Origin of the sequence: Kineosporia corallincola (assembly GCF_018499875.1) — a bacterium.
GTDB classification, from domain to species: Bacteria; Actinomycetota; Actinomycetes; order Actinomycetales; family Kineosporiaceae; genus Kineosporia; species Kineosporia corallincola.
Map to the genome: position 1 here is coordinate 222,504 of NZ_JAHBAY010000013.1, position 12,707 is coordinate 235,210.

Annotated in this window: 11 protein-coding genes; 5 read left to right on the forward strand and 6 right to left on the reverse strand. The window is 70.2% G+C overall.

Annotated elements, in window-relative coordinates; genetic code table 11:
• Positions 1 to 6: 6 nt before the first annotated feature.
• The 3 genes from KIH74_RS27740 to kdgD are packed head-to-tail and all read right to left on the reverse strand — an operon-like array spanning position 7 to position 3,890.
• The gene (locus tag KIH74_RS27740) at positions 7 to 1,353 is read right to left on the reverse strand and encodes an enolase C-terminal domain-like protein (RefSeq protein WP_214159304.1); all 1,347 of its coding nucleotides are present in this window, start codon (positions 1,351 to 1,353) and stop codon (positions 7 to 9) included.
• 29 nt (positions 1,354 to 1,382) lie between these two features.
• Positions 1,383 to 2,975, reverse strand: a complete 1,593-nt coding sequence (locus tag KIH74_RS27745) for an aldehyde dehydrogenase (NADP(+)) (RefSeq protein WP_214159305.1) — start codon at positions 2,973 to 2,975, stop codon at positions 1,383 to 1,385.
• Positions 2,976 to 2,978: 3 nt separating this feature from the next.
• Positions 2,979 to 3,890 carry a 5-dehydro-4-deoxyglucarate dehydratase gene (gene kdgD, locus KIH74_RS27750; protein ID WP_214159306.1) on the reverse strand — a complete coding sequence of 304 codons (912 nt, stop codon included), beginning with the start codon at positions 3,888 to 3,890 and terminating at the stop codon, positions 2,979 to 2,981.
• A 193-nt stretch (positions 3,891 to 4,083) separates the two neighbouring features.
• Between kdgD and KIH74_RS27755 the strand changes: the two genes are divergently transcribed.
• The 5 genes from KIH74_RS27755 to KIH74_RS27775 are packed head-to-tail and all read left to right on the forward strand — an operon-like array spanning position 4,084 to position 9,468.
• Entirely contained in the window at positions 4,084 to 5,640 is a 1,557-nt protein-coding gene (locus tag KIH74_RS27755; RefSeq protein ID WP_214159307.1) for an ABC transporter substrate-binding protein, read from the forward strand.
• The gene (locus tag KIH74_RS27760) at positions 5,637 to 6,566 is read left to right on the forward strand and encodes an ABC transporter permease (RefSeq protein WP_214159308.1); all 930 of its coding nucleotides are present in this window, start codon (positions 5,637 to 5,639) and stop codon (positions 6,564 to 6,566) included. The genes KIH74_RS27755 and KIH74_RS27760 overlap by 4 nt, the downstream gene beginning before the upstream one ends.
• Complete coding sequence (locus tag KIH74_RS27765) at positions 6,563 to 7,495, forward strand: ABC transporter permease (protein ID WP_214159309.1); 933 nt, start codon at positions 6,563 to 6,565, stop codon at positions 7,493 to 7,495. Before KIH74_RS27760 ends, KIH74_RS27765 begins: the two co-directional genes overlap by 4 nt.
• Before the next feature lies 1 nt (position 7,496).
• Positions 7,497 to 8,480, forward strand: coding sequence for an ABC transporter ATP-binding protein (locus KIH74_RS27770; RefSeq protein WP_214159310.1), 984 nt, complete (start codon positions 7,497 to 7,499; stop codon positions 8,478 to 8,480).
• Positions 8,473 to 9,468, forward strand: coding sequence for an ABC transporter ATP-binding protein (locus tag KIH74_RS27775; RefSeq protein WP_214159311.1), 996 nt, complete (start codon positions 8,473 to 8,475; stop codon positions 9,466 to 9,468). Before KIH74_RS27770 ends, KIH74_RS27775 begins: the two co-directional genes overlap by 8 nt.
• 60 nt (positions 9,469 to 9,528) lie before the next feature.
• Here KIH74_RS27775 and KIH74_RS27780 read toward each other — a convergent pair whose 3' ends face one another.
• The 3 genes from KIH74_RS27780 to KIH74_RS27790 all read right to left on the reverse strand — a co-directional run bounded on the left by KIH74_RS27780 (position 9,529) and on the right by KIH74_RS27790 (position 12,680).
• Positions 9,529 to 10,476, reverse strand: a complete 948-nt coding sequence (locus KIH74_RS27780; protein ID WP_214159312.1) for a 2-hydroxyacid dehydrogenase — start codon at positions 10,474 to 10,476, stop codon at positions 9,529 to 9,531.
• 8 nt (positions 10,477 to 10,484) lie between these two features.
• A complete protein-coding gene (locus KIH74_RS27785) occupies positions 10,485 to 11,747 on the reverse strand; it encodes a glucarate dehydratase family protein (protein WP_214159313.1) in 1,263 nt (420 codons plus the stop codon).
• Positions 11,748 to 11,837: 90 nt separating this feature from the next.
• The gene (locus tag KIH74_RS27790; protein ID WP_214159314.1) at positions 11,838 to 12,680 is read right to left on the reverse strand and encodes an IclR family transcriptional regulator; all 843 of its coding nucleotides are present in this window, start codon (positions 12,678 to 12,680) and stop codon (positions 11,838 to 11,840) included.
• Between the last annotated feature and the right edge of the window lie 27 nt (positions 12,681 to 12,707).

Consider the following 12,707-nt stretch of genomic DNA (forward strand, 5'->3'; position numbering starts at 1 on the left):
ATCGCCTCACCGGTCCAGGGCCGGTCGTTTCGGATCGAACGACCACCCCGGGATCAGATACTGCATGGAGACGGCGTCGTCACGCGCGCCGAGCGCGTTGCGGCGGTACAGATCGTGCGCCCGGTCGAGCCGTTCCTCGTCCAGCCGGACCCCGAGGCCGGGTGCCGTGGGCACGCGGATGCCGCCCTTCTCGATCACCGGCGGTCGCCGGGTGAGGCGCTGGCCGTCCTGCCAGATCCAGTGCGTGTCGATGGCCGTGATCTCGCCCGGTGCCGCGGCCGCGACGTGGGTGAACATGGCCAGCGAGATGTCGAAGTGGTTGTTCGAGTGCGAGCCCCAGGTCAGACCCCAGGCCTCGCACAGCTGCGCCACCCGCACCGAGCCGGCCATCGTCCAGAAGTGCGGGTCGGCCAGCGGGATGTCGATCGCGCCGGCCCGGATCGCGTGGCCCAGCTGCCGCCAGTCGGTAGCAATCATGTTGGTGGCCGTGGGCAGGCCGGTGGCTCGGCGGAACTCGGCCATCACCTCCCGGCCGGAGAACTCGGCCTCGGCACCGCACGGGTCCTCGGCGTAGGCCACGACTCCCCGCATCCGCCGCCCGTGCGTCACGGCCTCCTCCAGCGGCCAGGCGCCGTTCGGGTCGAGCGTGATGCGGGCCTCGGGAAACCGCTCGTGCAGCGCGACGACGGCGTCCACCTCGTCCGCACCGGACAGCACCCCGCCCTTGAGCTTGAAGTCGCCGAACCCGTACCGCTCGTGCGCGGCCTCGGCCAGCGCCACCACGGCCTGAGGGGTCAGGGCCTCCCGGTCGCGCAGTACCTCCCAGGCGTCCCCGCTGCCGGTGCGGCGGTAGGGCAGTCCGGTGCGCGCCGCGTCACCCACGAAGAACAGGTACCCGAGCACCGGCACGACCTCACGCTGCCGCCCGTCGCCGAGCAGGTCCGCCACCGGCACCCCGAGGAACTGCCCGAGCAGGTCGAGCAGAGCCGACTCCAGTGCCGTCACCACGTGCACGGTGGTGCGCAGGTCGAAGGTCTGGAGGCCGCGGCCCCCGGCGTCGCGCCCGGCGAAGGCGGTGCGCACCTGCCGCAGCACGGCGTTGTACCGGCTGACCGGCTGCCCCACCACGAACGGCTCACTGTCGGCCAGCGTGGCCCGGATCGCCTCGCCGCCCGGCACCTCGCCCAGGCCGGTGTTACCCGCGCTGTCGGTCAGGATCACCACGTTGCGCGTGAAGTAGGGGCCGTGCGCGCCGCTCAGGTTCAGCAGCATGCTGTCTTCGCCCGCCACCGGCACCACCCGCAGGGCGGTGACCACGGGGACGCCCGTGGTCACCTCCGGCTCCACCGCCATCGAACTCTCCCTCACCGCCTCAGAACCGTTCACGCCCGGCCGAACTCGCCGTCCAGCTGGCGCACGATGCCCAGCTCGTTCGCGTCGTCGAGCCCTGCGGGCCGCAGTCCGGCGGGCAGGTCCTGGTAGGCCACCGGGCGCAGGAACCGCTCGATCGCCAGCGTGCCGACCGAGGTGCTGCGCCCGTCGGACGTGCTCGGGTAGGGACCGCCGTGCACCATGGCATGCCCCACGTCCACGCCGGTGGGCCAGCCGTTGAAGATCAGCCGCCCGGCCTTGAGCTCCAGCGTGGGCAGCAGCTCACGAGCCAGGCCGAGATCGTCGTCAGTGGCGTGCACCGTGGCGGTGAGCTGACCCTCCAGAGCCTCCACCACGCGCGGCAGCTCCTCGTCGTCCATGATTCTGACAACCAGGGACGACGCACCGAAAACTTCCTCGTGCAGGGAGGTATCGGCCAGGAACGCGCTACCGGTGGTGGTGAAGAGGTGGGTGACCCCCTCGGCATCGATCGAGTCGTCGCGGCCACCGGCCGCCACCTCGGTGACGTCGGGACGGGAGGCCCGGCGGCGCACACCCTCGTCGTACGACGAGCAGATGCCCCGGCTCAGCATCGGCGCCGCGCCGGTGGCCCGCACCGCCTCTGCGGCCGAAGCGAGAAACCGCTCCAGGTAGGGAGAATCGAGTGCGAACACCAGTCCCGGGCTGGTGCAGAGCTGACCGGTCCCGGTGGTGAGCGAGGCAACGAAGGCCCGGCCGAGCTCCTCCGGCGCCGCCGCCAGCGCGCCGGGCAGCAGGAAAACCGGATTGACGCTGGACATCTCGGCATAGACCGGGATCGGGACCGGCCGCGCCGCCGCGGTGGCCACCAGGGCCAGGCCGCCGGCGCGGGAACCGGTGAACCCCACCGCGCGCACCCGGGGATCGGAGACCAGCGCGGTGCCGAGCGTCGACCCGCCGCCGAACAGCAGCGAGAAAACCCCCTCCGGCAGCCCGGATTCGGCCACAGCCGCCTGAACGGACCGGCCGACGAGCTCCGAGGTGCCCGGGTGCGAGCTGTGCGCCTTCACGATCACCGGGCAGCCCGCCGCCAGCGCCGAGACGGTGTCGCCACCGGCCACCGAGAAGGCCAGCGGAAAGTTCGAGGCGCCGAACACCGCCACCGGCCCCAGCGGGATCTTGCGCTGACGCAAGTCCGGGCGAGGCAGCGGGGTGCGCCCGGGCAGCGGCGGCTCGATCCGTGCGCCGATCCAGCTGTCCTCGCGCAGCACCCGGCCGAACAGCCGCAACTGGTTCACCGTGCGGGCCAGCTCGCCCCGCACCCGCGGCTGCGCGATCCCGGTCTCGGCGACGACCCGCGCCACCAGCTGCTCCGACACGTCCTCCAGGTTCGCGGCGATCCGGTCGAGAAAGGCCGCCCGCCGCTCGCCGTCGGTGTGCCGGTACTCGTCGAAGGCCGTCCACGCCAGCGCGGCGGCTCGCGCCACCTCCGGCGGACCACCCAGTCCGTACACCGGTTTCAGCTCCTCGCCGGTGCGCGGGTCGCGGGCGGTGAAGGTGCCGCTGTCGCCCGGCACGGCGGCGGCACCGATCAGCATCTCGCCGGTGAGTTCCACGGTCGGCATGGTTCAGACCACCTTCTTGACCAGGTCGGTGAGGTCGGACAGTTCCTCGGCGGTGAGGTCGACCAGCGGCGGGCGCACCGCCCCGGCCGGCCGGCCGACCGCCGCCAGACCCGCCTTCACGATCGAAACCGCGTATCCGGCACGGCGATTGCGGATCTCCAGATAGGGGAAGACGAACTCGCGCAGTCGGCGGTACACGTCCTCGCGGTCGCGCTCCCGCACCGAGCGGTAGAACTCACCGGCCCAGCGCGGCGCGAAGTTGTAGATGGCGGACGAGTACGTGGTGGCGCCCAGCTCCAGGTACGGCAGCGCGTAGGTCTCGGCCGTGGGCAGCCCGCCGACGTAGACCAGGCGCTCGCCGTGCGTGGCGTAGAGGTTGGCCATCAGGTCGATGTCGCCGATGCCGTCCTTGAAGCCGATGAAGTTGCCGAACTCGGCCACCAGCCGGTTCACCGTCCGGGCGGTGAACCGGGCGTTGGCCCGGTGATACACCACCACCCCCAGCGAGGTGGAGGAGCAGACCCGGGCCACGTGCTCGTACAGCCCCTCCTGCGTCATCTCGGTGAGATAGGGCGGAAGCAGGAAAATGCCGTCCGCACAGGCTCTTTCGGCGGCCTGGGTCATGTCCACGGCGATGCCGGTGCCGTAGCCGGCCGGGCCGACCACCGGTACCTCGGTGACCTCCTCGGAGCTGATCCGCACCACGCGCTCCACCTCGGCCGGGGTGAGCGCGAAGAACTCGCCCGTGCCACCGGCCGCGAACAGCCCGGCCGCGTCGAACTGCCGCAGGTGACGCAGGTGCTCGCGCAGGCCGTTCTCGTCCAGGGCCAGGTCGGCGTCGGTGTGCGTGACCGGGAACGACAGCAGGCCCGACCCGAGGGCATCGCGCAGTTCGGTGGGCGAGTAACGAGACATCGACGGCTCCTGAAAGTCGTGGGTTCCATCCACGCTAGGCAGCCCTTTCGATACCTGTCCAAGCCAACTTCGGCATGGCGCAATACCTATCCGGTATCACAATCCAGTGGTTGACGTCACATAAGACCCCACTTACCGTACGTCTACGAATCCAGATCGCGTCCACATCTGTGGACACCTGGGAAGGAACTCAATGTTGAGCCCACCATTTTCGCGATCCCGGGGCCGTTTCGGCGTGGTCGGTGTGCTGGCTCTGGCCCTTCTGGCGAGTGGCTGCACGGTCGCCAACTCGGAGTACGTCACCGGCGGTGGGGCAGGCGGTCTGCGCATCGTTCTGCCCCAGGAACCCCCCACCCTGGAGGCGTGCCAGAGCTCGCTGACCGCCACCGGCGTGGTCATCCGCTCGAACATCACCGAGCCGCTGGTCGAGCGGGACGCCGACTCCGGCGAGCTACGGCCGAAACTCGCCACCGCGTGGGAACAGACGTCCGACGAGACCTGGACCTTCACCCTGCGCGAGGGGGTCACCTTCACCGACGGCACCCCCTTCGACGCCGCGGCCGCGGCCTTCACCATCGACCGCGCGGTCAACTCCGACCTCGGATGTGAGGTCGAGGGTTACGTTTTCGGCGACACCGACCTCGATGTGGAGGTCGTGAACGACACCACGCTGGCCGTCAGCACCCCCGAGCCCGACCCGATCCTCCCGCTGCGTCTCTCGTTCGTCGAGATGGTCTCCACCCGGACCAGCGCGACCGAGAAGGTGCGCGTCCCGATCGGCACCGGCCCCTACCGGGTGGCCGACTGGCAAGCAGGACAGAGACTTTCGCTGGAGTCCAACCCAAGCTACTGGGGTGACGCGCCGGCCTATCAGAACGTGAACTACGTCTGGCGGGCCGAGGGCAGTGTGCGGGCCGCCATGGTGACCAACGGCGAGGCGGACATCGCCACCAGTCTGGCGCCCGAGGACGGCGCCGGCGAGCTGGCCGTGGCCTACCGCAACAACGAGACCACAGCCCTGCGGATGCAGTCCGACGAGCCGCCGCTCGACGACCTCCGGATCCGGCAGGCCGTCAACTACGTCATCGACCGGAACACCCTGGTGCGCTCTCTCTTCGAGAACCTGGCCACGCCGGCCGGTGAGCTGATCCCCGAGGGCATCGTGGGCTACAACCCGGACGAGAGGGTCTGGCCCTACGACCCCTCTCGTGCGAAACAGCTGGTGGACGACGCGCGGGCGGACGGAGTGCCGGTGGACACCGAGATCCGGCTGATCGGGCGCACCGCCCAGTTCCCCCGGATCGAGGAGACGATCGAGGTGATCCAGAACGAGCTGGAGAAGATCGGTCTGAACGTCAAGATCCAGATGATGGACACGAGCACCCAGCTGACCTATCAGATCCGGCCGTTCCCCGAGGACACCGGGCCGTACCTGCTGATGATCATGCACGGGAACCAGGCCGGTGACGCGGCTTTCACGCTGGATCAGTACATGCTCGCCGAGGGATACCAGAGTTCTTGGGGCACAGCGGAGTTCGACAGCCTGATCGATGCCGCCGAGGCGCTGAAGGGCGACGACCGGCAGGCCGCGTTCGAGAAGCTCTGGCCCTACGAGCAGGAGAAGGTGGTTCAGTACGCCTACATCGCGCACATGAGCGCGATCCTGGCCAAGTCCGCGAGCGTCTCGTACCAGCCGGACTCGGCCACCGGTGACGAGATGCGGCTGGCAGAAATGAGTCCCGTGTCATGACCGGATTCCTGCGCCGCCGGGCGTTCACCAGTCTGCTGCCGCTGATCGCCGTGCTGCTGGGGGTCTTCTTCCTGGCCCGGCTGACCGGCGACCCGGCCAACCTCTACCTGCCGGTCTCGGCCACGCCCGAGCAACGGCAGCAGTTCATCGAGCGCAACGGCCTCGACGACCCGGTCTGGGCCCAGATGTGGGACTACCTCGGCGGGGTGCTGCGCCTGGACTTCGGCGAGTCGCTGCGCACCGGGGAATCGGCCGCCACCATGGCGTTACGGGCCTTCCCGGCCACGCTCCAGCTGGCGTTCTCCACCATGCTGATCGCGGTCGTCGGGGCCGTGGTCATCGGCAGCTGGGCGGCCTACCGGCCGAACTCGTTGGCCGACCGGATCTCCGGCTTCCTGTCGATGACCGCGGCCAGCGTGCCGGACTTCTGGTTCGCCGTCATCGGGGTCTGGGTCTTCGCCGTCGGCCTGGGCTGGCTGCCCACCTCGGGCGTCACCGGGGGGATGGCGTCCTGGGTGCTGCCCGTGGCCACGCTGGTGATCCGGCCGCTCGGGGTGCTCACCCAGGTGGTGCGCGGGGCCATGGTGTCGGCGCTGTCCGCTCCCTACGTGCGGCTGGCCCGCTCGAAGGGGGCCGGTGACCTGCGTGTGGTCACGCACCACAGCCTGCGCAACGCCGCGGCGCCGGCGCTGACCGTGGCCGGCGACCTGATGGTCGGCCTGATCAACGGCGCCGTGGTGGTCGAGACCATCTTCGGCTGGCCGGGGATCGGCAAGCTGATGATCGACTCGATCCTGGGTCGCGACTTCGCCGTGCTCCAGGCCTGCGTGCTGCTGACGGCGGTCTCCATCTTCGTCCTCAACATCCTCATCGACATCGGTTACGCACTGCTGGACGCACGGGTCAGGGAGAAGGTGCCGGCATGACGGCCGTGGTGGAGAGCCGGGTGGAGGAAACGGTTTCGAGCCGTGTCCCGCTGTGGAGACTGTTGCTGCGCGACCGGGTGGCCACGCTCGCCGCGCTGGTGCTCACGTTCGTCGTGCTGGTGGTGCTGATCGGCCCGGTGTTCGTGGGTGACGAGGCGGGGGAGCAGAACCTGCTGAACGCCAACGCCGAGCCGTTCAGCCTGGCCGACGGCTGGCTCAACCTGCTCGGTACGGACGCCCTCGGGCGCAGTGTGCTGGCCCGGCTGATCGTGGCCGGCCGCACCACGCTCTCGGTGGCGGTGCCGGCGGTGCTGCTGTCGCTGGTGATCGGCTCGCTGGTCGGCATGTGGGCCGGCTACCACCGGGGCTGGCGGGAGACCGTGGTGATGCGGGTGGCCGACATCATCCTCAGCTTCCCGTCGCTGCTGATGGCCGTGGTGGTGCTGTACATCTTCTCGCCGAGTTCCGCGAATCTGGTTCTGGTGCTGACCATCACGCGGATCCCGATCTACCTGCGCACCGCCCGGGCCGAGTCCGCCGAGCTCCAGAGCCGGTTGTTCGTCGACGCCGCGCGCACCTTCGGCACCCGGCCCTCGGCGGTGATCCTCCGGCACGTGCTGCCGGTCACCCTGCCCACCCTGCTGACCGTGGCCACGCTCGACTTCTGCTTCGTGATGCTGTCCGAGTCGTCGCTCAGCTTCCTCGGGATCGGCATCCAGCCGCCGTCGGTGAGCTGGGGCCTGATGGTGGCGCAGGGCCGCACCTACCTCCAGACCGCCTGGTGGCTCTCGTTCTTCCCGGGTCTGGCCATCGTGGTGACCACCGTGTCGGCCACCGTGCTGGCGTCCTGGGCCCGGCTGGCCACCGACCCGGCCCAGCGCTGGCGACTGGCCCTGCCCCGGCGCAGGCGCCGGAAGGGGGTGCGGTGACATGAGCACCGCCGTACTGAACGTCACCGGTCTCACAGTCGACATCGAGACACCCTCGGGCACCCTGCGGGCGGTGGACGGCGTCGGGTTCGAGGCCGTCCGCGGCGAGACGCTGGCCCTGCTGGGCGAGTCCGGCTGCGGCAAGTCGATGACCGCGCAGGCGATCGCCGGTCTGCTCGACCCGGTCGCCTCGGTCACCGGCGGGTCGGTCACGCTGAACGGCACCGACCTGGTCACCGCCTCGCGCCGAAAGCGCCGGGCGCTGGCGGGCACCGAGCTGGCCATCGTGTTCCAGGACGCGCTGACCGCGCTGAATCCGGTGTACCCGGTGGGGACGCAGCTGGCCGAGCCGTTCCGCATCCACCGGCGGATCTCGGCGAGGGCGGCCCGGACCGAGGCGATCGAGCTGATGCGCCGGGTCGGCATCCCGCATCCGGAGTCCCGGGTGGACGCCTACCCGCACCAGTTCTCCGGCGGCATGCGGCAGCGGCTGCTGATCGCGATGGCGGTGGCGCTGAATCCCACGGTGCTGCTGGCCGACGAGCCGACGACCGCACTCGACGTCACCGTGCAGGCCCAGATCATGGCGCTGCTGCGGGAACTGCGGGCCGAGCGCGAGATGGCCGTCGTGCTGATCACCCACGACCTGGCGCTGGTGGCCGAGGAGGCCGACCGGGTGGCGGTGATGTACGCCGGGCACGTGGTCGAGACCGGGCGGGTATCAGAGGTTTTCGGGTCGCCACGGCATCCGTACACCAAGGGCCTGCTCGACTCGGTGCCGGTGCACGTGGCGCGTGGCGAGGAACTGGCCTCGATCGGCGGCACCCCGCCCGACCTGGCGTCGATCCCGGCCGGCTGCGTGTACCAGGCCCGGTGCCCGCTGGCCCGGGAGCGCTGCGCGTCCGAACGTCCCGTCCTGCGCGAGGTGGCCCCGGGCCACACCGCCGCCTGTCACTTCACCGAGGAGGTGGCCGATCATGACTGATCTGCTGGAGGCCGACGGCCTGAGCAAGACCTTCGACGTGCGCGACGGTTCGCGCCGGGGCCGGCTGAAGGCGCTGGACGGCGTGTCGTTCCGGCTCGGCCGGGGCGAGACGCTCGGGCTGGTGGGCGAGTCCGGTTGCGGCAAGTCGACGCTGGCCCGCACCCTGCTGATGCTGGAGCGACCGGACGAGGGCACGGTGCGTTTCGACGGCACCGATCCGTTCGCCCTGCGCGGCAAGCAGTTACTGGCCTGGCGACGCCGGGTGCAGATGGTGTTCCAGGACCCGTACGGCTCACTGAACTCGCGGATGACGGCCGGCCAGATCATTGCCGAACCCTGGAAGACGCACCGGCATCTGTACGCGAGCTCCCGCGACCGGGCCGCCCGGGTGCGGGAGCTGCTGCACCTGGTGGGGCTGCGTCCCAGTGACGCCGGGCGGTATCCGCAGGAGTTCTCCGGCGGTCAGCGGCAGCGGCTGGGCATCGCCCGGGCCCTGGCCCTGCGGCCCGACGTGATCATCTGTGACGAGCCGGTTTCCGCGCTCGACCTGTCGGTGCAGGCGCAGGTGCTGAATCTGCTCAACGACCTGCAACGGCAGCTCGGCGTGTCGTACGTGTTCATCTCGCACGATCTGTCGGTGGTGCGGCACGTGGCCGACCGGGTGGCGGTGATGTATCTCGGCCGGATCGTCGAGCAGGGTCCCACTGAGGCGGTTTTCGATCGGCCACGGCATCCGTACACCGCCGCGCTGATGTCCGCCGCGCCGAAGCTGCACGAATCCGACCGGGGCGAGCGGATTCTGCTGGAGGGTGAGATCCCCTCGCCACTGAACCCGCCCTCGGGCTGCCGGTTCCGCACCCGCTGCTGGAAGGCCACGGACGTCTGCGCCACCACGGCCCCGTCGCTCACCCGTGACCCGTCGGCCCCGGACCACGACGCCGAGTGTCACCACCCGCTCCAGGCCTCGAAACAAGCTGTGCCGGCGTGAAATTGATGGACGACGAGGGGCTGGTCGCGGGCTCCTCGCCGTCCAGCATGATTGCCGCGGTCAGGATTTCGGGTACACCAGGTTCCGCAGCGGCAGACCCGTGGCCAGGGCCTGCACGTTGGCCGCGATGTCGAGGGCCCGGCCGTGGAAGGTCTCCTCGGTGTGGCCGGACTGGTGCGGGGTGAGCACCACGTTGTCGAAGCCGGTGAAGTCCAGGTGCGAGGGCGGCGGGGCGCCCGGGTCCCGCGGGTTGCGCCACCAGACGTCGATGGCCGCGCCTCCGATCGTGCCCCGGCTCAGGGCGTCGTGCAGGGCCTGCTCGTTCACCACGGCGCCGCGCGCGACATTGACCAGAATCGCGTCGTTCTTCATGGTTTTCAGAGCTTGTGCGTCGATCAGGTCGCGGGTGGCCCCGCTCAGCGGAACGGTGACCACCACCACGTCGCCGGCCGCGAGCAGCTCGGGCAGCCGGTCGGGGGTGCCCATCCACTCCACACCCTCGGCCGGCCGACCGGAATGCCGCACCGCCCGCACCCTCATCCCCAGGGCCCGGGCGAGAAGTGCCACCTGGGTACCGATCTCACCGAAGCCGACCAGGCCCAGGGTGCGGCCGGCCAGCACGCCGCCGAACGGGACCGTGGGGTCGGTCGTCACCGTGCGCCATCGGCCTTCGCCGAGTTCGCGCCGGGCTCGCGGCACGTGCCGCAGCAGCATCATCGAGACCATCATGACGTGCTCGGCGATCGACCGGCCGTGGTGAGAAGTATTGGCCAGCACCACGTTCGGGGGGAGATCCGCGACCTTGTCGGTGCCGGCGCCGGTGACCTGCACGAGCCGAAGGGCCGGGCCGCAGGCCTCGATCAGCCGGGCCGGAACCGAGGCACCCACCAGGATCTCGGTGCCCGGCGCTGCCGCCACGGCCTGTTCCAAGCCATGTGTGAACACCCAGTCGTGGGCCGGGCCGGCGGTGAGCACGGGCCGGAACCGCTGCATGACCTGTTCCGTCACCAGCACTCTCACCAGCGGGGCGCCTTCCAGTCCGGGTTCACCCGGCGCATGTAGCCGGTGTCGTCGCGGTTGCGGATGCCGGAGTCCAGGTACTGCTGGTGCAAGCGGGCCAGGGCGTCCCGGTCCAGCTCCACTCCCAGGCCGGGTTTCACCGGCACCTTCACCGCGCCGTTCTCGAAACCGATCGCCCCGGGCACGATCACGTCGTCTTCCGGGTCTTTCCACGGCCAGTGTGTGTCGCAGGTGTAGTCCAGATTGGGGGTGGCGGCGGCCAGGTGCACCATCGCGGCCAGGCTGATGCCCAGGTGCGAGTTGGAGTGCATGGACAGGCCCAGGCCGAAGGTGTCGCAGATGGCGGCCAGCGACTGGGACCGCCGCAGGCCGCCCCAGAAGTGGTGGTCGGCGAGCACCACGCCGACGGCCTGTTGCCGCACAGCCGGTTTCAGGTGGTCGAAGGCGACGACGCACATGTCGGTGGCGAGCGGCATCGGCACCTCACGCGCCACCGCGGCCATCTCCGGAATGCCGGCGGCCGGGTCTTCGAGGTACTCCAGCACGCCGTCGAGTTGCAGGCCGACCTTGATCGAGGTCGGCACGGTCCACACCGCGTTCGGGTCGAGGCGCAGAGGGGTGTGCGGGAAGGCCTGCCGCAGGGCCTGGATCGCGGCCACCTCCTGGTCCGGAGGGAATACGCCGCCCTTCAGCTTGAGTGACGAGAAGCCATACTCGTGGATCATTTTCGTGGCCTGCCGGACGATTCCACCGGGGTCCAGGGCGGCGCCCCAGCCGTCTTCGTCGTGCCCGGGGTGGGCGGCCCACTTGTAGAACAGGTAGCCGGTGAAGCTGACTCGGTCGCGGACCGCCCCACCGAGCAGGTCGCTGACCGGCCGCCCGACGATCTTGCCCTGGAGATCCAGGGCGGCCACCTCGAACGGTGAGAGCACCCGGTCGGTGGTGGACGATGTGGTGACCATGCCAGCCATGCCGTGCCCGCCGGCCTGGTCGTCGTGATCCAGGGAAACGGCCACCCGGCGCCGGATTTCGTGAAGGTCGAAGATGTCGGTGCCGATCAGCGCCGTGCCGGCGCGTTCGATCCGGCGCAGATGCGGTTCGTCGCCGTAGGTCTCACCGAGCCCGTAGAGCCCGCTGCCGGTGACGATTTCGACGATCGTGCGGAGCGCGAACGGCTCGTGCACGCCAACACTGTTGAGCAGCGGGAGGTCTCGGAAGGCCACCGGCGTCACGCGGACGGCAGAGATCAGCTCGGACATGGCTACCCTTCATCGGGAGACGTCCTCAGCATCCTGACACGGTTCACATGTGTGGACAAGGGTCGCGTGTGTAGACGCGGGGGATGCGGATCAGGCGCCCTGCACCCAGGCGGTGCCCAGCGAAACCGGTGTGACGACACGGGCGATCCGGTCACCGGCACGGCGCAGGGCCTGAATCACCTCGGCCTCGCGCTGAGGATTCAGCCGGGCGATCGGGATCGAGGCGCTGATCGCGTCCACGGCGGGTTCGGCGTAGCCCAGCGGAACCGCGAAACACTTCAGCCCGAGGCTGTTCTCCTGGTTGTCCACGGCATGGCCGCGCTGCCGGGTGGCCGCCAGGTCCTGGTACAGGGCCGGGCGGTCGACGATGGTGTGCGGGGTGAGGGCCCCGAGCTCGGCGGGCAGGTGCTGCTCCAGCTCGTCACCGGTGCGGGCGCTGAGCAGGGACTTGCCCAGGGAGGTGCTGTAGGCCGGGAGCCGGCGCCCGACCCGGCTGTAAGGCCTGAGGTGCTGGCTGGATTCGCGGGTGGCCAGGTACACCACGTCCTGGCCGTCGAGGCGGCCGAAGTGGAAGGTCTCGTCCAGCTGCTCGCGCAGTTCGTCGAGCACCGGCAGCACCAGCGGAAGATAGGGGTCGGTGTCCAGGTAGCTGGTGCCGGCCAGCAGGGCGCGGATCCCGATGCCGTAGAGCGTGCCGGTCGGATCGGCGCGAACCCACCCGTACTTGGCCAGGGTTCGCAGCAGGGCGTGCAGGCTGCTGCGGGGAACGCCCAGCGCCTCGCTGAGTTCGCGCAGCCGGGCGGGACGGTTCTGCCGTGCGGCCAGGAATTCGAGCAGTTCGACGGTGCGGGCGGCCGACTTGACCTCCCGAACGCCGCCGGCACCGGCCGGTTCGGCGTCGTCCCCCAGGGAATCCTGACCAGACCCGGACACGGGCGCTCCTATCGGTGAGACGCGGCG